Raw genomic sequence first — 20,810 nt, 5'->3', positions numbered from 1 at the left:
GCGAACGCCCGCAGATGCCTCCTCGTGAGGCTCTGCGGGCGTTGTCGCGTTCTGGGCGAATCGCCTTTTGATCGGCGCATCGCGTTTGAACCCGATGCGTGGATCAAAAGGCGATGACTCCCGACTCAAAAGGCGATGACACCTGGTGCGGGGGACGATTCGCGCGTGCGGAAGCGTCAAGTGCGGGGACGATCCGCGCGGGCGTGAGCGTCAGGCGCGAGCGGTGGGCTCCGGTTCGTCGTCGGGGTCGGAGGTGCGAAGGTCGCTGACGCCTGCTTCAAGGCCCGGCAGCGGCTTGCCCGGTGAGCGGCGGATCATCACCACGACGGCGGCGAGGCCGATGACAATCGCAGTGAGGACGACGGTACCCGCGTTGAAGCCCAGCCCGTTGAGTCCGATGAACGCCAGGGCGCCCGCGGCCAGCGAATACACGAGCATCGGGATCGAGGTCCGCCGGATGAGCTCGCCCTCCCGACCGATGAGTCCCACCGTCGCCGAGGCGGCCACGACGTTGTGCACGGCCACCATATTTCCAGCGGCGCCGCCGACCGCCTGAGCCGCGACCACGGTCTCAGGGCTGGCGGCACCGATCGCGGTGCCGGTGGAGAATTGGAACTGCGAGAACATGACGTTCGAGACGGTGTTCGACCCGGCGACGAAGGCACCCAGGGCCCCGACGAACGGGGCGAACAGCGGCCAGGCGTCGCCCACGGAACTGGCAGCCGCCTCGGCGAGGGTGACCGGCATCGACTCCAAGCCGGCGCCGTTGTAGTCGGCGCCGGAGTTGATGAACACGCGTACCAGCGGCAGGGAACACAGCAGGGCAACGGCCGCGCCGGCGATCTGCGAACCGGCGATCTGCCAGGACCCTGCGATCTGCTTCTTCGTCATCCGGTGGATGAAGTACGTCAGCCCGCAGGCGAGGACGAAGATCGCGCCGGGCGACCACAGCAGATCCATGTTCTGGCTGATCGGGGTGCCGAAGATGTTGTCGATCTTGATCACGGCCGGACCGTTGAGAAACTCCTTGATCGCGGGCACATTGCGTGTGATGAGCAGCAGGGCGACGACGATGAGATAGGGCGACCACGCCCGGGGCAGCGACATCTTCTTGGTCAGCTGCGCCTTCTCCTTGTTCGGGTCGACGGTGCCCATCCAGAAGGCCGGCCACTTCTCGCGCGGTGCGAAGTCCCAGGTCTTCTTCGGCATGAGGAAGCCCATCCGCGAGGTCGTCACGACAATGGCCAGACCGATGAGCCCGCCGAGCAGAGACGGGAACTCCGGTCCGAGCACATTGGCCACGATGAGGTAGGGCACGATCATCGCCAGGGCCGCATAGATCGCGAACGGGGCGATGGCCAGGCCGTCGGCGAAGCGTCGGTTGGCACCGAAGAATCCCGTCATCAGGCACGAGAGCAGCAGCGGGATGAGGATGCCGCAGCAGGCGTGGATGAGCGCGACCTGGGTCGCGGTGTGAGCGACGAATTCGGCCTGGCCGAGTCCGAGCTGACCGGCACGTTCGGCGACGTCGGCCGACATCGACCCGTCCTCCTGCGCCAGCCCGGAGCCGATGCCCAGCACCATCGGAGTGCCGACGGCGCCGAAGCTCACCGGCGTCGACTGGATGATGAGACCGGCGAGCACCGCGGCGATCGCGGGGAAGCCGAGGGCCAGCATGAGCGGGGCGACCACGGCGGCCGGAGTGCCGAAGCCGGCGGCGCCCTCGATGAAGGAACCGAAGAGCCAGGCGACGATGATGACCTGCACCCGCCGGTCCGGGGAGATCGCGATGAAGCCGGCGCGGATCGTTTCGATCGCCCCGGACCGGGTGATCGTGGCCAACAGCAGAAGCGCACCGAAGACGATCCACAGCAGGCCGATCGCGACGAGGAGGCCCTGGACGACCGAGGCGCCGATCGTCACCCACTCGATCTTCCACGCGAAGTTCGCCACGAGCGCCGCGGCTATCAGTCCGACAGGCATGGCGTATTTCGCGGGCCAGCGGAATCCGATGAGAAGGATTCCGGCCAACAGGATGGGGGAGAGGGCCAGGAGAGCTGCAACAGCGAGGTTGTCCACCATGAGTCCGATCCGCGGCGTCCTTGCCGCATCGTTCCAAGGAACCGACGTGGTGCGACGATCTTCCTCAGCCGACCGAGAGCCAGCGGTGGTCGGTGACGATGGGCCGCCTCGGCGAGTCCATGAGAGATGTTCCCCTTATCCTCCCCAGCCGCCTGATCAGAGTCAATGAACACACCGTCTCGAATGCAGGATATGGTTTGACGAGACGTGCATCACCTCATATTCTTTCGTTGTGTGAACAAACATTTTCACAATGTGAAAGTTTCGCAGTCAAAACCCCGTTGACCAGCGAACATATCGCATCACCAGATGTGGATAAGGACGCAGCACCGATGTGCTGACTAAGGAGAACCATCGATGACCGCTCATATCGAAAACCTGGACATCCCCGCCGGGATGGAGATCACCGGTGAGCTGCCGGACGGGGCTGAGAAGGTCCTCACGCCCAAGGCGCTTGAGCTCATCGTCGATCTGCACCGGAAGTTCAACGGCGACCGTCTCGAGCGCCTCGAGGCTCGCAAGGAACGCCAGGCCGAAATCGCCGCGGGCAAGGACCTCGACTTCCTCCCCGAGACCGCGGAGATCCGCAACGATCCCTCCTGGCAGGTCGCACCCCCGGCACCCGGTCTCGAAGACCGCCGCGTCGAGGTCACCGGCCCCACCTACAAGAAGATGACGATCAACGCGCTCAACTCCGGCGCGAAGGTGTGGCTGGCCGACCAGGAAGACGCGAACACCCCGCAGTGGGACTCGGTCATCCAGGGCCAGATCAACCTGCTCGACTCGCTCAACCGCGAAATCGACTTCACCTCGCCCGAGGGCAAGGAATACAAGCTCGCCCCCGACGAGGAGCTGCCGACCATCGTCGTGCGTCCCCGCGGCTGGCACATGCCGGAGAAGCACATCCTCATCGACGGTGAGGAGACCTCCGGTTCGCTCGTCGACTTCGCGCTGTACTTCTCGACCGCCGGTCAGATCCAGATCGAGAAGGGCCGCGGCCCCTACTTCTACCTCGCGAAGATGGAATCCCACCTCGAGGCCCGCCTGTGGAACCAGGTCTTCGAACACGCCGAGGATGCCTTCGGCCTGGCCCGCGGCACCATCCGCGCCACCGTGCTCATCGAGACCTACACCGCGGCCTTCGAGATGGAGGAGATCCTCTACGAGCTGCGCGAGCACTCCGCCGGACTCAATGCCGGTCGCTGGGACTACATCTTCTCCGTGATCAAGAACTTCCGCTCCCGCGGCTCCGACTTCCTGCTGCCGGACCGTTCGGACGTGACGATGACGGTGCCGTTCATGCGCGCCTACACCGAACTGCTCGTGCGCACCTGCCACAAGCGCGGTGCGCATGCCATCGGCGGAATGTCCGCGTTCGTCCCCTCGAAGGACGAAGCCGCGAACAAGGCCGCCTTCGACAAGGTGCGCGAGGACAAGTCGCGTGAGGCCTCCAACGGTTTCGACGGCTCCTGGGTCGCACACCCCGGAATGGTCGCCCTCTGCAAGGAGGTCTTCACCGAGACCCTCGGCGAGAAGCCGAACCAGATAGACAACAAGCGCGAAGACGTCAACGTCACCGCTGCCGATCTGCTCGACGTGAAGTCGACCCCGGGTGCAATGACCGAGGCGGGCCTGCGCACCAACGTGTCCGTCGGCATCCAGTACCTGCGCGCCTGGCTCGAAGGCAACGGCGCGGTCGCCATCAACGGACTCATGGAGGACGCCGCGACCGCCGAGATCTCACGGTCCCAGGTGTGGCAGTGGCTGGACGCCGGAATCACCCTGGACTCCGGTGAGAAGGTGACGAAGGAGCTCGTCGAGCGCATCGTCGCCGAGGAGGTCGCCAAGCTGCCCGGTGACGACGCAGGCTGGAAGGACGCCACCGACACCTTCGTCTCGGTCGCCCTCGATCCCGAGTACGTCGACTTCCTCACCCTGCCGGCCTACGCCCGCATGCCGTGATCGGCACTCGCTGACGAAGCCGAACGCCCCCGAAATCTGTGCCTTGAGCACCGATTTCGGGGGCGTTCTTCGCTAAGCTCGACATACACACCCACGTGAGGGTTCCAACTCGACCCGCAGGTGGGAGGTGCCGACGACGGATGGACCTACGGAGGTGGGGATGAGCCTGACCACAGACGAACTGCCCCGACTGGCCAGCCCCTCAAGCATCGCCGAACTCTCCGAGCTCATGGCCCGCGCCCATGCCGAGCACCGCACCGTGACCGTGTTCGGCGGCGGTACCGCCTTCGACGATCATCCGCCGGTCTCCACTCCGGTGCTCCTCATCGACCTGACATCCATCGCCGAGGCGGCCGATCCTCGAGGCGGCACCATCCGTGCCGGAGCCGGCTCCCGGATCAGCGCCCTGACCAGGTTCGCCGCACAGTCAGATCTGGAGCTCCTCGGCGACCTTCCCGCCGACCGCATCGAAGCCGGCGCCACCCTCGGTGGCATGATCGCCACCGCGGCCACCGGGCCCCGCAGTCTGCGCCGTCCCCGCCTGGCCGAGACCGTGGAATCCGTGACCGTCGTCGGTGCCGATGGGACCATCGCCCGCACCTCTCACGGGCTCCACCGGGACCTGGGCGGCCGCGATCTGCCCGGACTCGTCACCGGATCCTGGGGAACCCGAGCGATCATTGCCGAGGCCGAGATCCGTCTGACAGAGCGCCCCGCAGCGCAGGGATTCGTCTGGATTCCCGGCACCGAGGCGGCTGCCGATCTCCTCATCGCCCGCAGAGCCCCGGACGCGGTCGTCATCGAACGCCCACCTGGTTCACTGGCGGCGACAGTGGTCCTCATCGAAGGGGAGACCGACGAAGTCGAGGCCGAAGTGGGCCACCTCGTCGATCGGAACCCCGGTGCGACCCCGTGCGGGGAGCCGGAATGGTGGGGGCGCAGGGCGCGACTGGGCGCGACTATCGGAGTATCCGTGGTGCCGAGTTTCATTCCGACGCTCATCGATGCCGTCGCCCGACTGGAGACGACGATCGGCTATCCGCTGCAGCTGCGCGGCAGTGCAACGGGCACGTTCGAACTGGGCATCGGCGCACCGGAATCCGAACCGGGGGTGGCCACCCGAGTGGCCCTTGAGCATCTGCGCAGCTTCGGCCTGCATGTCATCGCCGCCCGGCTGATCCACGCACCCGCACCGGTCTGGAACGAGGTGGACGCTTGGGGTCCGCAGCCGGGGCGGTCGGGTCTGCGCGAGATCAAGAAACTGGTCGACCCTCGAGGAATCCTGGCTCCGGGCCGCGGGATCGCCGGAATCTAGCGTCGCGCCACCGAGGCCGGGCGACCAAATTCGTGCGGCCGGCTCCGAACTTCTACTTGACCAACAGCACCGGGCACTCGGCCTCGAGGATGACCTGCTGCGCACTCGAGCCGAGCAGCAGCTTGACCACGGGCGAGCGTCGCTTCGTGCTCATGACGATGAGTGCGGCATCGTGATCCTCGGCGAGACCGAGGATCTGCTCGGCCGGGTCGGGCCCGGAGCGGTGGACGGCATACTCGAGCCCCGCCTCGGCGAGGGCGGCCCCCAACCGGGTGCATTGGGACAGGGACGACGTCGACGGGGCCGTCGTCGTATCCGTGCCGAACACGACCGCCTGCACCGCAGCGTTCTCACGGCGGGCCGCGGCGATCGCCTGCTCGAGCACCTCATCCGAGGCATCCGGGCGCAGCGCCAGGACCACAGTATTTGAAGCCGAATCGATGCTCGGTGAGGCAGTGACCTGCAGCGACGGGGCAGGGAAGCGGCGCTGCGGAGTCGAATAGAGGTCAGTCATCGCAGTCCTCCGCTCAGCCGATTCCGATGACGCCGACGGCGACACCCACGGCGAGCATGACGAGGGCGACGATGAGCGCGCGCCACAGCACCTTCTTGTGGTGATCGCCGAGCTCGACGCCGGACAGGGACACGAGCAGCAGGATTGCAGGCACCAGCGGCGACTGCATGTGCACGGGCTGGCCGGTGATCGAGGCGCGGGCCATATCTGCAGCGGAGATGCCGAAGTGGGAGGCGGTCTCGGCGAGCACGGGCAGGATGCCGAAGTAGAAGGCATCGTTGCTCATGAAGAACGTCATCGGGATCGACAGCAGGCCGGTGATGACGGCCATGTAGGGTCCCATCGAGTTCGGGATGACCTCGACGAGCCATTCGGCCATCGCGTCGACCATTCCGGTGCCGGACATGATGCCAGTGAGCACGCCCGCGGCCATGACCATGGCCACGACGGAGATGATCGCGGTCGCATGGGAGGCGAGCTCCTCCTGCTGGTCCTTCATCTTCGGGAAGTTGACCATGAGCGCGATGACGGTGCCGATCATGAACAGGTACGGCAGCGGCAGGATGTCGATGATGAGCAGGACCATCACGGCCACGGTCAGAGCCAGGTTGAACCAGAACAGCTTCGGGCGCAGCGTTGCGCGGTTGGGATCGAGCGCGGTGTTCGACAGGCCCGTGCCGGAACCGGCGGAATCGCCTGTGTCGTTCGCGGAGGCGGGTCCCGCCTCGGGGGTGGTGTCATCATTCGCCGAGGCGGCCGAGCCGGATCCGTGTCCGTGACCACCCGCGGTGGTGCCCGCGGACGAACCCGCGGTCGTGCTGGCTCCGGCCACAGCGCCGACGAGGTCCATACGACGATTCGAACCGCGGTCCTCGACCCAGGCGACGCCGTTCTTGGCCAGGCGGCGCCGTTCGGAGATGCCGAGCACGTAGGCGAAGACGAGGCACACGAGCAGGCCGGCCACCAGGGAGGGGACCATGGGGACGAAGATCTCGTTGGCGTCGATCTGCAGCGCCGAGGAGGCTCGGGCAGTCGGGCCGCCCCACGGGACGATGTTGAGCGTGCCGTTGATGAGGCCGGCGACGCAGGTGAGCACCACGGGTGACATCTCGAGGCGCTGGTAGATCGGCAACATGGCCGCGGTGACGACGATGAACGTCGTCGATCCGTCACCGTCGAGGGACACGGCGCCGGTGAGCAGTGCGGTGCCGAGGACGACTTTGACGGGGTCGTTGCCGGCGACCTTGAGGATGAACTCGACGAGCTTGTCGAAGAGACCGACGTCGATCATGATGCCGAAGTAGATGATGGCGAAGAGCAGCAGCGCTGCTGTCGACGACATCGAGGCGATCGCGTCCATGACCATGTCCCCGATGCCCAGACCGGCCCCGGCGAAGAGGCCGAAGATCGTGGGCACGAGGATGAGCGCGAGGATCGGCGAGAGTCGTTTGGTCATGATCAGCGTCATGAAGACGAGGATCATGGCAAAACCGAGAATGACAAGCACGAGCTTCTCCTTCGAAGGCGAATGTGAGGCTCGAAACACCGTAGGGCCCAGATCACGGGCCGCGCGCGCTTGTGTGCACTGATGGCGTTTAGATCGTTGCGCGCCTTTTGCGCATTGCGCTCAAACGCGGCTACGCTGAGCGCGTGCCCCGGCCCCATCGTTCGTTCTCCCGACGTGTGCTGATCTCTCAGCTCGCGCTCGTCATCGTGATCCTCGCCCTGGTCACCGGAGTGTTCGCGTGGATGGGTGCGCGCACCGTCACCGAGGTGACCGAGACGAAGGCGCTGGCCACTGCCCGCACGCTGGCGATCGATCCGGACGTCCGCGCCGCCGCCACCCAGGCTTCTGCCGAGCATGCCGAGAAACCCGATGAGCAGCTCGTGACCTCGATGTTGGCGATCACCGATGATCTGCGCGACCGGTCGGGCATCAGCTTCGCCGTCATCACCGACGATCGCGGCATCCGACTCACCCACCCTGATCGGTCGAAGATCGGGCACAGGGTCTCGACGTCGCCGGAGGAGGCACTTGCCGGACGCGAGAACGTCTCCCACGAATCAGGAACCCTGGGCGAGACGGTGCGCGCGAAGGTGCCGATCTATTCGAATGAGGACGGCAAGACCGTCGTCGGTGAGGTCTCGGTCGGCATCTTCGCCTCTGTGCTCGACGCCGATGTCCGCCGCGAACTCATCCTGCTCGGCACTGTCGCGGTGCTCGCCCTCGCTCTCGGCGGGGTCGTCTCCGTCATGCTCGGGCGCCGGCTGCGGCGGGAGACGCTCGGCGTCGGACCCGAAGAGCTTGCCGAGATGGCCCGCGACCAAGGGGCCGTGCTCCACGGCCTCGACGACGGAGTGCTCGGATTCGATACGAACGGAAAGCTGACCCTGAGCAATTCGAACGCGAAGGAGCTGCTTGGGGCCTCCTCGGCGAAGCACGTTGACCGCGCGGGCGAAACGGCCGGCGCGAACGGGGGAGCCGCCTCGGCGGGGGATTCCGGCCGCGAACTGGTCGACGACTCCGACAACGAACTCGTCAATGTGCCCGATGAGATCACCGCGCTCATGGCCGACGCCCCGGCGGACGGAGCCCTGCGGCGGCGTGTCACGATCGGCGACCGGATCCTGCTGGCAACAGCCGTGCGGGTCCAACGCGACGGGGTGTCCGTCGGCGGAGTCGTGACCCTCCGCGACGAGACCCAGATGCTCACGATGGCTCGCCAGCTCGAGTCCGTCACCGCCATGGCCCGGGCCCTGCGCACCCAGCGGCACGAGTTCGCCAACCGGCTGCACACCGTGCTCGGACTCGTCGACACGGGCGCCACCGATGAGGCCCACACCTACCTGTCCTCCCTCCTGGGCACCGGGCCGATCACGACTCCCGTCGAGGACATCGACCTCGTGTCCGACCCGTACCTGCGCGCAGTTCTGGAAGCGAAGGGAACGACCGCCGCCGAGGCGGGAGTGGCCCTGGCCGTCACCCCTGACTCCCTGGCCGTCGGTGCGGTCCGCGACCCGGAGGCAGTCACGCTCATCCTCGGCAACCTCATCGACAATGCTGTCCGTGCGGCCGTCGCAGGCCGGCGGTACGCCGAGGACGGAGGCCGAGTCGAAGTGCAGGTGCTCAGCTCCGGGACGGAGCTCCACGCCGTCGTCACGGACACCGGTGACGGGATCGACGACGAGGTGGCGGGGAAGATCTTCGACGAGGGATTCTCGACCTCGACGGCCGCCTCGGCGCCGGATTTCGGGATCGGACTGACCACCGGAACCGGCACCGGGGACGGCCACGGACTCGGCATCGGACTTGCGCTCAGCCGCCGCGTCGCGGAGAAGGGCGGGGGAGCGGTGTGGCTCATCGACGGCCACGACCCGGACCTCGGCGGGGCGAGCTTCGGCATGCGCCTGCCCGATGCCCTCGATGAATTTCAGCAAGATGAGGAGAGATGATGGTCAAAGTTCTCGTGCTCGATGACGATTTCTTCGTCGGGCAGATCCATGCCCGGTACGTCGACGAGGTGCCCGGCTTCACGGCGCTCGAACCAGTCCGCGACCTGAAGACGGCCCGCGAGGTCATCGCCGAGAACGAGGTCGACCTGCTTCTCGTCGACTATGTGCTGCCCGAGGGCACCGGAGTCGAACTCATCCGTGAGACCGACATCGATGCGATAGTGCTCTCGGCGGTCACTGATCCGCAGGTGGTCCGTTCGTCGCTGCGTGCTGGGGCGATGACGTACATCGTCAAGCCCTTCGCCGCCGAGGTGCTGCAGAACTTCCTGCGCCGCTATGCGCGGTTCCTCCGCTATTGGGAGCGGGAGAAGGTCGGGCAGACCGACCTCGAGCGGCAGCTGCGCAACCTCCACGATGCCGCGGCCGTCGGCGGGACCGGAGCGAGCCCGGCGGGATCGTCGACGACGACCCGGATTCTCGCCGCACTCGAGGAGGCGAGCGGTCCGATGACGGCTCTCGAGGTCGCCGAGGCGGTTGGTGCCTCCCGTGCGACCGCGCAGCGGCATCTGGCGAAACTTGCCGAAGCCCGCACGATCACGGTGTCCCTGCAGTACGGCAACACCGGCCGGCCCGAACACCTCTACGCCACCCGCTGAGGTGTTTCGGGCTCGTCCCGGTCACTCTCGATCAACGGCTTTGGTGCTGCCTGGCCCCAGTGATTCTGCCGCGAACGGCGAGTTAAGTGCGCAGATTGCCAAAAGGGCGAGGAAATTGTGCAATCTGAGCACACTTATCTCGCTGTTGGCAGGAGAGCTCAACCGCGGCCTTCGGCCTCCGCCGAGGGTGAGATCGGGTCGGTCGCCTCGGCGAGCAGATCGAGTTCGCGGGGGAGTTCGCGCATCCGCAGCAGGCGGGAGGCGAGTACCGGCAGTGAGCCGAGCAGCGCGCAGGCTGCCAGGATCCACATCGTCCTCGTCAGTCCGAGCCGGTCGCCGAGGATGCCCGCGAGGAATGCGCCCAACGGCATCGGTCCCCATACGAGGAAGCGGATGGACGCGTTCATCCGGCCCAGCAGCGGCTTCGGGCACAGGCGCTGCCGGAAGCTCACCTGCGCAATGTTGTAGACGACGACCGCCCAGGTCACAAGGAACCAGCTGATCAGCAGGGTCGGCAGCGCCGGCAGGACGGAAGCGAGCGGAACACCGAGGAAGCAGAGACTGCCGATCAGCGCGGACACGGCGATGCTCGTTCCTTCGCCGAGAATCTTCTGCACCCACGCCGCCGTGAGTGCGCCGAGGATGCCGCCGGCCGAGGCGACTGACATGATGATTCCGAGTTCGACCTGGTGAAGACCGAGTGTGGTGAGGGCGTACAGCACGAGGAGCGCGAAGATGCCCGACGACGCGAAGTTCGTCAGACCTGTGCAGGCAGTGATCCGGCGCAGCAGCGGGTGACCGAGGACGAAGTCGAGTCCCTCCCGAATCTCGGCGACGAATCCGGCCCGGCCCTCGGCTGGTCGTGGGGTTTCGCGGTGTTTGATGAGTCCTACGAGGATGCTGGAGAGACCCATGCAGATGCTGGTCAGTCCGATGGTCAGCGGGGCACCGATCGCGGTGACCAGGCCCGAGGCCAGAGTGGGGCCGGCAACTCCGGCGGTCTGCTGGCTGGCTTGGAGCTTGCCGTTGCCGTCGGAGATCGCGTCGCCGTCGACGAGTTCGGGCAGATAGGACTGATTGGCGATGTCGAAGAAGACGCTGACGATTCCGACCCCGGCCGCGACGAGATAGAGCTGGACCATGCTCAGTGCGTCGAACGCCCAGGTCAGCGGGATGGTCAGGAGGATGGCGGCGCGGATGATGTCGCCGGAGACGATGACGAGTCTCTTCGGCAGTCGGTCGACCCAGGCCCCGGCGGGCAGGCTGATGAGCAGGAAAGCCGCGGATTCCAGGGTAGCGAGCACTCCCATTTCGAAGGCGTCGGCGTGGAGGAGCTGTACGGCGGTGAGGGGGAGGGCGAAGAGGACGAGCTCGGATCCGAACACAGAGACCGTGTCGCCTGCCCACAGCTTCATGAAGTCGCGGTGTCTCCACAGCGAGACGTGTTTCGGCCGCTGCGATGAGGCGGGACCGTGCTGCGGTTGTGGTTCGTTCGACGGTGGTTGGTCGGCTGCTGCCATGGCTCTTCCTCGAAACGGCGGGCGGAGGATCAGCGATTGAAGGTCAGTGATTGAGGGTTGTCAATCAGTAATGCTCCACGAGCGATTGGGGAAAGTCAATCGCTTTGGGGGATTGATTGACTTCTCCCGATCACTCGCTAGCGTTGAGGCATGAACGATGACACACCTGCCGCGGCCGCCCTCGCCCGAGCGGTGGGGCGCAGGGACGCCACCGATGCCGAAGCCAAGGCGCTGGCATCGAGTATTCGGATTCGGATCCTGCGGCTGTGTCTGGACGAGGCCTTGAGCAATCGGGAGATCGCCGAGGCGACCGGCCTCAATCCCGCGACCTCGCTCCACCATGTGCGGATGCTTGCCGACACCGGATTCCTCGAACCTCAGGAGGCGCGGCGCGGCAAACGCGGGTCCAGGGAGATCCCGTACCTTGCCACGGGCAAGAGCTGGTTCCTCAACACCGGCGATATGACGACCGAGATGCTCGAGGCCTTCACGGCCGAGTTCACCGCCGCACCGTATGAGGAGCGGACGATGGGTCGGATGGCGGCGATGCTCACCGAGGATGAGGTCGAGGAGTTCCGGGCTCGTATCGATGAGCTGTTCGAAGAGTTCCGCAGCCGGCGCAACAAGGACGGTGCCACCCAGTGGGGTCTGTTCATCGCCATGCATCCGAGCGATCCACATGACCGCTGACGGCGGCCGGGATCCAGCTGATAACGCCGGGGACCGTTATGTCGACGCGCGATGCGCTGCCGTCTATGACATCTTCGAAGGACCCGAACGGGACGACCTCGACGTCTACGCTGCGATGGTCGAGGAGTTCGGGGCCGCCTCGGTGGTGGATGTGGGATGCGGAACGGGCACGTTTGCCACGATGCTCTCCAGCCGGGGAGTGGAGGTCGTGGGCGTCGATCCCTCGGCGTTGGCGTTGGACGTGGCGCAGTCGAAACCCCATGCCGGCAAGGTGACGTGGGTCCACGGGATCGCAGCGGACCTGCCGCCGCTGCAGGCGGACATGGCTTTCATGACAGCTAATGTGGCCCAGGCGATTCTCGGAGATGAAGCCTGGGCGGAGACGTTGATGGCGATCCGCCGGAGACTTTCGCCGGGCGGAATCCTCGTCTTCGAATCACGCGACCCCGAGAGGCAGGCGTGGCGGGAATGGACGAAGGAGAACACCTATTCTGCGGCCGAGGTTGACGGTGAGGGATCAGTCGAGTCGTGGGTGGAGTTCGACGCCGCACACGGCGCGTTCGTCGACTTCTTCGGAATGTTGGTCTTCGAACGGGACGGCCGCCGCGTCGAACAGCAGAGCCGTCTGCGGTTTCGTGACCGCGCTGAACTGACGAAGTCACTGGAAGACTCCGGTTTCATGGTCGAAGAGATCCGTGATGCACCGGACAGACCGGGCCGCGAGTTCGTCTTCGTCGCCCGAAAGAGCCAGGCGACCCATCGGCAGGATGTCGACCGCGACCGACCGTGCTGATTCTGCCGCGAATGGCGAGTTAAGTGTGCTCAGAATGCCAAAAAGTCTAGGTGGGCTCAGTGTTCTAGTGCAACAGTGGGCTGGTCTCAGGCTACCTGCTCATGCAACAGATCAGCCAGGACCTCGGCCGGGGTCGCGAACCCGAGGACCTTCCGCGGCCTGCGGTTGAGCTGATCCTGCATCGCCTGGATCTCCTCGTCAGTAACCGACTCATCGAAGACCGTGCCCTTCGGGTAGTAGTCCCGAACGAGACCGTTGGAGTTCTCATTCGTCGGTCGTTGCCAGGGTGAGTGCGGGTCGCAGAAGTACACCTGGCAATCGGTGGCGACAGTGATCCGCAGATGCTCAGCCATCTCCTGACCCTGGTCCCACGTGAGAGTCGAGAACAACGCTTCCGGCAGGGAAGCGATCATGTCCTGGACTAGTCCGGTGACGGTGACCGATTCGCGGTTGTTCGGCAGTTTCCGGATCAAGGAGAACCGGGACCGGCGTTCGAAGACGGTCACCAGGCCACCGGCGTGGGAATCGACGACGAGATCACCCCCCCCCAGTGGCCAGGAACAGTGCGGTCGGCAGCTTGTGAGGGACGGTCGGTCAACAAGGCACCATCGAGCCAGGGACGGTTGGACCGACGCGGCAGCTTCGACTGTGGCTTCCTTCCCGTCTGTCCCGATCGGAGGGCTTTGACCACGGCCAGCTCGTGACGCAGGGATCCGCGTCCTTGGACGTAGAGAGCTTGGTAGACCGTTTCGTGGCTCACGTGCAGGTCCTTCCGGTCAGGGTAGTCACGCCGAAGCCTACCGGCGACCTGTTCGGGCGAGCACTTGTCGTTGAGCCCGTTGATCACGTGAGCCCGCAGCCACGGATCCTCGAGACGTGTGCGACGGTGTTTCTTGCGTGCCTGTCGGGCATAGGTGCGGCCGTGGGCGCCGGCGGCACTGTAGACCGGGTGTGGGCTGATTCTGTCGTATTGGATGAGTCGGTTGCGGCGGATCTCTCGGGACACGGTTGACGGAGCAACACCGAGTTGAGTCGCGATGGTTCTCATCGACAATGGCGGATCTGATTGCAGGCCAGCCTGGATCGTCATTCGGTCGGCGATCGTCAGGTGGCGGTAGGCAGGTGGTCGTGGTGGTGCCGGGGCAGCAACGATGGTGGTCGGCATGGACAGTATTCTGCCGGTCCTGCCTTTGGGCAGGCCGAGTCGCCGCGCCCACCGGGTGACGGTGTTGAGGTTGATGCCGAGGTGGTCAGCGATCGCTGATCGTGGTCTGCCTTCGAGGAGGAGCCAGAAGAGTTCGTCGAGGACGTGGAAGGGCAGCCGTGGACGTCTGTAGTGCGTGGTCATGGGGGTGTTCCTTCGTTCAGTGGAAACACCCGGTCTGATAGTGCTGGTAAGACCGGGTGTTGCACTAGAACCTAGAAACCGCCCTAGGAAAACGGGCAATCTGAGCACACTTATCTCCCCAACGCAGGACTCATTCTTGGTGTGCCGTCATTTCTGCCTTCTTGAGCGCCGTCGGGAGAAGATCTTCGGTCAGGTAGTCGCTGACACCGTTCATCGCTTCTTCGTCAACGGCGAGGCTGGTTTCTGAGTCGAATGCCATTTGATGAACTGTCAGCAATTCTCCTGCCCAGGAAACGTAGCACTCTGACATTGCCATCTTGCCCTGGCCTAAAAACGTTCCGTTGTAGGCCGCAGTACAGAAGCCTTCGCCCTTGTTGCCTTTGGGTTCGAAGACCTCGACCGACTCCGTCGATTCCGCGCTGATCGATTCTTGGCAGTCGCCCACGGTGTTTCGGAGATCTTCGAGCAGCTCCGCCGATCCGCTTTCGGGTCTGGTCAGCGATGTCAGGATGTATGTACCGGTGCTGTCGTCGGACTGATCAAATGATCGCGCAGCAGAGACTCCGTCCAGATCGGATGAGTAGGCGGACATGGCACCGATGACGCACTCGGATTGTGTGGACCGATTGTCGGGAGAGCTTTCCTTAGAGCCGAACGGATTGGCAGCCTGCTCGTCCTTTTCCCCGAATTCGACGTCGTCCTCAAGGGTGAAACCGCTGGGCAAGTCCTCCAGTGAGAGGATTCTGTCGCTGTATTCGGCGCCACTCAGAGCCGCGCGTTCGTCGGCTTCCTGAGATTCAACAGCTGCTGGATCAGGGGAGGCCTCCTCCTGTTTCTGTCCTTGCCCAGCCTGATCACCGGATCCGTCAGAGCAGGCAGACAGCGCGAGTGCGCAGGCCACAGCCATGATTCCGATCGTGAAGCGTTTCAACAACTTGCCCTTTCGTGTGCGGCTTTAAGCAGGAGCCTACAATATCTGTTGTCTCTTTGACGGTCTCAGTCCAGTTTGTGGCGGATTCGCCTTTCCTCCCTTCTCGAGTGCCAGACGCAGACGGTCGACTCCAGCCCGCGGAGAGACTCAGTCGTGACGCAAAGCGGAACGCGGCAGAACATCGTCGCCGAGAAACGGGTGAAGCGTCGAGAAACGCATGTGCACACCCGTTTCTCGACACGTAGCCCGTTTTTCGGCGAGATATGCGGCCTGACGTGGACATTCACTCCGCATGTTGTCGAATGCAGCACTTCCAGCCTGCAGGCCGGCACTCCGATGCTCTGCCCGACATCCTCACCGACATCCCGGCTGACGTCGAAATTCGTCCGACTTGCCTCGGTTGCCGAAGCCCCCGCGGGCCGCAGCGCCACACGCCGAAACCTGCGGATTTGCTGGGCAGGAGCGCAATATCGTCCTAAGATGAGAGACATGGCGACCAGAACGACTTCCCCCGCTTCTGGTTCCGGGAAACGCACAGCGCGCAAAAACGCTGGTCGGTCCGGTCAAGCGGGGACCGAAGAACCCGGGACAAACGTTGTCACCGGTGCATGGAGGGGAGTGGCCCACATGGCCGGAAACCGTGCGCGAAAGACTCTCAGCGACGAACCGACCGATCAATCACCGACGAAGCGGGACGGCACAGCCTTCTTCCTCATCGGACTCTCGATCATCATCGCCGCCTTCGAATGGTGGAACATCCCCGGCGCGATCAGCGACGGCGTCCGCGGAATCGTCGAAGGCACCTTCGGCCGGGTGGCACTCGCCCTGCCGGTGGTCTTCACCTGCTACGCGATCCGCCTGTTCCTGCGCGGCGACGATAACCGCGGCAACAACCGCATCCTCATCGGGATGATCTTCGGCCTGCTCGCAGCCTCGGGCCTGGCCCATATCGCCGCCGGCAACCCGACCTTCACGAACTCCCGCGAAGCCATGGCCAACGGGGGAGGCGCGCTCGGATTCGTCGTGTCCTCACCGCTGGTCGTTGCGACCACCGTGTACGTGGCGGTGCCGCTGCTCGTCCTCCTCGGGCTGTTCTCCCTGCTCGTCGTCACCGCGACACCGGTGCGCGCGATTCCCCGTCGCCTCACCGACCTGTACTACCGACTCACCGGCGGTGCCCGACCCGAAACCGACGCCGAGGCGACCGAGACCAAACAGTCCGACCTCGTTGCCGAGAACGGCCGGACCTCCGACCTCAAACCCGTGATGGGCGCCAAGCGCCGCAGCCGGAAGAAGAAGACCGAGATCCCCGATCTCGACGCCGAATCCGCCGACGACGACACCGCCACGAAGGCCTACGACAAGGCCTACATCCACGAAGACGACGTCAGCGACGAAGAAGCCGACACCACGCGTATCGAGACCAGCCCGGAGCCGAAGCTCAAGCCCGGCCAGCGCCGGCCCACCAAGGCCGAACGCGAAATGGCCGAGCTGAAGAAGACCATCGGGATGGACGACGACGCCGCGAACCAGGCGAAGAAGTCCGAGCCCGCTGCCGCCTCGGCGCCGGTGCCGACGACGAACGCACCCGCACCTCCGCCCACGGAGCAGCTGCCCGAACGCGTCGAACAGCTCACCCTCGCCGGCGACGTCACCTACACCCTGCCCGCCTCCGACAACCTCCAGCCCGGACCTCCCGCGAAGGAACGCTCCGAGGCCAACGACCGCGTGGTCGAAGCCCTGCGCGATGTGCTCGAGCAGTTCAAGATCGACGCCGAGGTCACCGGGTTCTCCCGCGGCCCGACGGTCACCCGCTACGAGGTGGAGCTCGGCGCCGGCACGAAGGTCGAGAAGGTCACGGCCCTGTCGAAGAACATCGCCTACGCCGTGGCCAGCGCCGACGTGCGCATCCTCTCGCCGATCCCCGGCAAGAAGGCCATCGGCATCGAGATCCCGAACACCGACCGTGAGAACGTGGCCCTCGGTGATGTGTTGCGCTCGAAGGCCGCCCGCAAGACCGACCACCCCATGGTCATGGGCGTGGGCAAGGACGTCGAAGGCGGATTCGTCGTCGCCGACCTCTCGAAGATGCCCCACCTCCTCGTCGCCGGTGCCACCGGTGCCGGTAAGTCGAGCTTCGTGAACTCTATGATCACCTCGATCATGATGCGCGCGACCCCCGACGAGGTCCGCATGATCCTCGTCGACCCCAAGCGCGTCGAGTTAACGATCTACGAAGGCATCCCGCACCTGATCACCCCGATCATCACGAACCCGAAGAAGGCCGCCGAGGCGCTCGAATGGGTCGTGCGTGAAATGGATGCCCGCTACGACGACCTCGCGAACTACGGGTTCAAGCACGTCAAGGAGTTCAACAAGGCGGTCCGTGAGGGGCGCATCCAGCCGCCTGCCGGATCCGAACGCGTCCTCCAGCCCTACCCGTACCTGCTGGTCGTCGTCGACGAGCTCGCCGACCTCATGATGGTCGCCCCGCGCGACGTCGAAGCCTCGATCCAGCGGATCACGCAGCTGGCCCGTGCCGCCGGCATCCACCTGGTGCTCGCCACCCAGCGCCCCAGCGTCGACGTCGTCACCGGCCTCATCAAGGCCAACGTTCCCTCCCGTCTGGCGTTCGCGACCTCGTCGCTGGCCGACTCGCGAGTCGTGCTCGACCAGCCCGGTGCGGAGAAGCTCATCGGTCAGGGTGACGCCCTGTTCCTGCCGATGGGTGCGGCCAAGCCGATGCGTGTCCAGGGCGCCTGGGTCAACGAGTCCGAGATCGAGAAGGTCGTCGAACACGTCAAGAGCCAGCTCACCCCGAACTACCGCGAAGACGTGGCCGTCGAAGCACCGAAGAAGCAGATCGACGAGGACATCGGAGACGACCTGGAATTGCTGCTCCAGGCGATCGAGCAGGTCGTCACCACGCAGTTCGGATCGACCTCGATGCTGCAGCGCAAGCTGCGCGTCGGCTTCGCCAAGGCCGGTCGCCTCATGGATCTCATGGAGTCCCGCGGAATCGTCGGACCCTCCGAGGGCTCGAAAGCCCGCGACGTGCTCGTGCGCCCCGACGATCTGCCGGGCACCCTGGCCATCATCAAGGGCGAGACCCCGCCCGAGGATTCCGGCGGCGCCGCTGCCAACGTCCCGACCGAGGGTGGCCAGGCTCAGTCCGGACAGACCGGATCCGGGCACGCCTCGGCGGCCGGGGACTATGACGAGGAGTTCGACGACTACGGTGAGACCTCCCACGGCTCGGCGTCGGCGTACAGCTCGGCATCGTCGGATCGCTACGCGAACGGCGTCGGCCATGCCGGCGACCTCACCGTCGGCGACGTCGACCCGGAGACCGGACTCGAGGTCGTCGAAGCCAGCGGAGAGGACGCCTGGCAGCTCACCGGCCGCTGATCTCATCCGAACCCCACCCCTCGCCGAGGCGGCGCACCGTACCGACGGTGCGCCGCCTCGGCGATGGTCGTTGAGATGGCCCTGGTTGGAATGATCTGCTCAGCTCACTCCGATAGGCTGGATGCGTGAACGATCGAGTCGAGGCCGGAGCCTCTCAGCAGCCCTCTGCGGAACCGAGTCCGTGGAATGTCCCGAACGCACTCACGGTGCTGCGCATCCTCATGGTGCCCCTGTTCCTCGTGCTTCTGCTGGCAGACGGCGGCAACGATGTGACACTGCGCTGGTGGGCGCTCATCGTGTTCCTGCTGGCCATGTTCACCGACTTCGTCGACGGCTACCTGGCCAGGCGGAACAACCTCATCACGAATTTCGGCAAGATCGCCGACCCCATCGCCGACAAGTCGCTCATGGCGGCCGCACTCATCGGTCTGGCGATCATCGTCGAACTGCCGTGGTGGGTGCCCGTGATCATCCTCGTCCGCGAATTCGGAATCACCGTGCTGCGGTTCTTCATGATCCGCATCGCCGTCATGCCCGCCTCACGAGGCGGCAAGATCAAGACCGTGCTGCAGACCGCGGCGATCGGACTCTTCCTGCTGGTCTTCCCGCTCTCGGACGTGGTGCCCTCCGTCGTCTACGTCATCCTGCTCGTCTTCGCGTGGATCATCATGACCGCGGCCATCGTCGTCACCATCGTCACCGGCGTCGACTACTGCGTGCAGGCGGCGAAGCTGTACAGGGACGCGAAGAGCGGTGGAAGCACGCAGACCGGCGGGGACGCGCAGCGTGGCTGAGTCCGAGCTGACGGCGACCGCGCGTCGCATCATCTCCACCTGTACTCGATTGGGGATCTCGCTGGCGTCGGCAGAGTCGCTGACCGGGGGACGCTTCGTCGCCTCGCTCGTCGATGTGCCGGGTGCCTCGGCCGTGGTGCGCGGGGGACTGGTCACCTACGCCACCGACCTCAAGGCGAGCCTGGCCGGAGTCGATGCCGACCACCTCGAGGAGACCGGACCGATCGACCCGGTCGTCGCCGCGGAGATGGCCGTTGGCACGGCCGTGCAGTGCGTCGCCGATATCGGAATCTCCTGCACCGGAGTCGCCGGTCCCGATCCGCAGGACGACAAGCCCGTCGGACTCGTCTACACGGCGATTGCCTTCGGCGGGAAGGCGAAGGTCTTCGAACACGATTTCACCGGCGACCGTGATGCCATCCGCAGCCAGACGGTGCAGGCGATGGCCGTCAACCTCGACGAATTCGTCGGCGAACTCGCCTTCGGGCCCGAGGCCGGACAGGCGTCGAATGCTGGCGGAGATGCCACGGAATAAGTTCGTCTGCTGTGCGGTTGACCGGGTGATGACCATCGGACGAAAATTCTCCAAAGTCTTCGAATGGACTGGCAATACCATCCGCTCGGGGCACCAGGTTGGTGCTGTGTCACGGCCAGGTTGTAAAGTTATTGGAACTACATTGACGGGACGCGCTGACAAAGGGAGGGCCGCGTTATGTTACTGAGAGTCGAAATCGGCGACGCACTTCGTTCCGCCCGCCGTCGTCAAGGACGCACCCTTCGCGATGTCTCGACCGGGGCCAGCGTTTCGCTCGGCTACCTCAGCGAAATCGAGCGCGGACAGAAGGAAGCCTCCTCGGAGCTGCTGTCGGCGATCTGCGAAGCACTTGACCTGCCGCTGTCGGCACTGCTGTCGTCTGTGTCCGATCGCTTCGCTCTCGAAGAAGGCGTGCAGATCCCCGACACCATTCCGCAGGAGCTCTCGGACAAGGTCCTCGGTCACCCCGAGGGATACTCTGCTCCGCGGCTGGCCGCCAAGCCCTGATGAGGCACACGCTCTACTGGATCCTCATGAACGAGGAGTTCGGTGAGGCGCGCGCCGCCTCCCTGCACACCGACCTCACTTTGAGCTCCTTGGGTTCGCGGACCGCAGCTCAGGCGTTCGAAGCCGGGGTCGAACCCCGCGACATCTGGACTGCCGTCTGCGATTCCATGGGCGTTCCCGAATCTCGGCGTCTCGGCAAGGAAAAGCCGCGCTCGACGCCGTTCTGACCGAGGTTCGACGCCGTACTTCTGGATCGGAGCTGCCTCGCACCGTCTGTGGCTCTGTCTGCTCGGAACAGCGCT

At 65.2% G+C, this 20,810-nt stretch carries 16 protein-coding genes and 1 pseudogene; 11 read left to right on the top strand and 6 right to left on the bottom strand.

The features are described 5' to 3' along the window. Positions 1-210: 210 nt before the first annotated feature. Positions 211-2,082, bottom strand: a complete 1,872-nt coding sequence (locus tag ACVZTU_RS11755) for an L-lactate permease (RefSeq protein WP_482400469.1) — start codon at positions 2,080-2,082, stop codon at positions 211-213. Between the two features lie 357 nt (positions 2,083-2,439). Here ACVZTU_RS11755 and aceB point away from each other — a divergent pair, with 357 nt between their 5' ends. After that, positions 2,440-4,044, top strand: a complete 1,605-nt coding sequence (aceB, locus tag ACVZTU_RS11750; protein ID WP_172174384.1) for a malate synthase A — start codon at positions 2,440-2,442, stop codon at positions 4,042-4,044. A 160-nt stretch (positions 4,045-4,204) separates the two neighbouring features. Further along, positions 4,205-5,359 (top strand): FAD-binding oxidoreductase, encoded by a 1,155-nt coding sequence (locus ACVZTU_RS11745; RefSeq protein ID WP_482400468.1) that lies wholly within the window; start codon positions 4,205-4,207, stop codon positions 5,357-5,359. A gap of 52 nt (positions 5,360-5,411) precedes the next feature. Here ACVZTU_RS11745 and ACVZTU_RS11740 read toward each other — a convergent pair whose 3' ends face one another. After that, the gene (locus ACVZTU_RS11740; RefSeq protein ID WP_482400467.1) at positions 5,412-5,873 is read right to left on the bottom strand and encodes a universal stress protein; all 462 of its coding nucleotides are present in this window, start codon (positions 5,871-5,873) and stop codon (positions 5,412-5,414) included. A 13-nt stretch (positions 5,874-5,886) separates the two neighbouring features. Beyond that, on the bottom strand, positions 5,887-7,380 hold the full coding sequence (locus ACVZTU_RS11735) for a CitMHS family transporter (RefSeq protein ID WP_458311120.1): 1,494 nt from the start codon (positions 7,378-7,380) through the stop codon (positions 5,887-5,889). Between the two features lie 143 nt (positions 7,381-7,523). On the opposite strand from ACVZTU_RS11735, the gene ACVZTU_RS11730 reads away from it, so the two are divergent. After that, a complete protein-coding gene (locus ACVZTU_RS11730; RefSeq protein ID WP_482400466.1) occupies positions 7,524-9,326 on the top strand; it encodes an ATP-binding protein in 1,803 nt (600 codons plus the stop codon). Then, a complete protein-coding gene (locus tag ACVZTU_RS11725; RefSeq protein ID WP_420096676.1) occupies positions 9,326-9,982 on the top strand; it encodes a response regulator in 657 nt (218 codons plus the stop codon). The genes ACVZTU_RS11730 and ACVZTU_RS11725 overlap by 1 nt, the downstream gene beginning before the upstream one ends. Positions 9,983-10,140: 158 nt before the next feature. Here ACVZTU_RS11725 and ACVZTU_RS11720 read toward each other — a convergent pair whose 3' ends face one another. Then, a complete protein-coding gene (locus tag ACVZTU_RS11720; protein WP_482400465.1) occupies positions 10,141-11,502 on the bottom strand; it encodes an MFS transporter in 1,362 nt (453 codons plus the stop codon). A gap of 150 nt (positions 11,503-11,652) precedes the next feature. Between ACVZTU_RS11720 and ACVZTU_RS11715 the strand changes: the two genes are divergently transcribed. Continuing rightward, positions 11,653-12,192 carry an ArsR/SmtB family transcription factor gene (locus ACVZTU_RS11715; RefSeq protein ID WP_482400464.1) on the top strand — a complete coding sequence of 180 codons (540 nt, stop codon included), beginning with the start codon at positions 11,653-11,655 and terminating at the stop codon, positions 12,190-12,192. Then, positions 12,182-12,985, top strand: coding sequence for a class I SAM-dependent methyltransferase (locus ACVZTU_RS11710; RefSeq protein ID WP_482400463.1), 804 nt, complete (start codon positions 12,182-12,184; stop codon positions 12,983-12,985). Before ACVZTU_RS11715 ends, ACVZTU_RS11710 begins: the two co-directional genes overlap by 11 nt. Before the next feature lie 86 nt (positions 12,986-13,071). On the opposite strand, the pseudogene ACVZTU_RS11705 reads toward ACVZTU_RS11710, so the two are convergent. Together ACVZTU_RS11705 and ACVZTU_RS11700 are read right to left on the bottom strand one after the other, a co-directional pair. Then, positions 13,072-14,333 (bottom strand): annotated as a pseudogene (locus ACVZTU_RS11705) (IS30 family transposase). Between the two features lie 130 nt (positions 14,334-14,463). Next, a complete protein-coding gene (locus tag ACVZTU_RS11700) occupies positions 14,464-15,264 on the bottom strand; it encodes a hypothetical protein (RefSeq protein ID WP_482400462.1) in 801 nt (266 codons plus the stop codon). Between the two features lie 627 nt (positions 15,265-15,891). Here ACVZTU_RS11700 and ACVZTU_RS11695 point away from each other — a divergent pair. The 5 genes from ACVZTU_RS11695 (at position 15,892) to ACVZTU_RS11675 (ending at position 20,735) form a co-directional block, all read left to right on the top strand. Then, positions 15,892-18,672, top strand: a complete 2,781-nt coding sequence (locus tag ACVZTU_RS11695) for an FtsK/SpoIIIE family DNA translocase (protein WP_482400461.1) — start codon at positions 15,892-15,894, stop codon at positions 18,670-18,672. Between the two features lie 125 nt (positions 18,673-18,797). Then, on the top strand, positions 18,798-19,466 hold the full coding sequence (gene pgsA, locus ACVZTU_RS11690; protein WP_482400460.1) for a CDP-diacylglycerol--glycerol-3-phosphate 3-phosphatidyltransferase: 669 nt from the start codon (positions 18,798-18,800) through the stop codon (positions 19,464-19,466). Further along, complete coding sequence (locus ACVZTU_RS11685; protein WP_482400459.1) at positions 19,459-20,001, top strand: CinA family protein; 543 nt, start codon at positions 19,459-19,461, stop codon at positions 19,999-20,001. The genes pgsA and ACVZTU_RS11685 overlap by 8 nt, the downstream gene beginning before the upstream one ends. A gap of 177 nt (positions 20,002-20,178) precedes the next feature. After that, positions 20,179-20,508 (top strand): helix-turn-helix domain-containing protein, encoded by a 330-nt coding sequence (locus ACVZTU_RS11680; RefSeq protein ID WP_098731348.1) that lies wholly within the window; start codon positions 20,179-20,181, stop codon positions 20,506-20,508. After that, positions 20,508-20,735, top strand: a complete 228-nt coding sequence (locus tag ACVZTU_RS11675; RefSeq protein ID WP_139470110.1) for a DUF3046 domain-containing protein — start codon at positions 20,508-20,510, stop codon at positions 20,733-20,735. The genes ACVZTU_RS11680 and ACVZTU_RS11675 overlap by 1 nt, the downstream gene beginning before the upstream one ends. The last annotated feature ends 75 nt before the right edge of the window (positions 20,736-20,810 follow it).

This window comes from Brevibacterium sp. OS20, from assembly GCF_056837565.1.
This window is presented reverse-complemented; position numbering and strand designations above follow the sequence as displayed.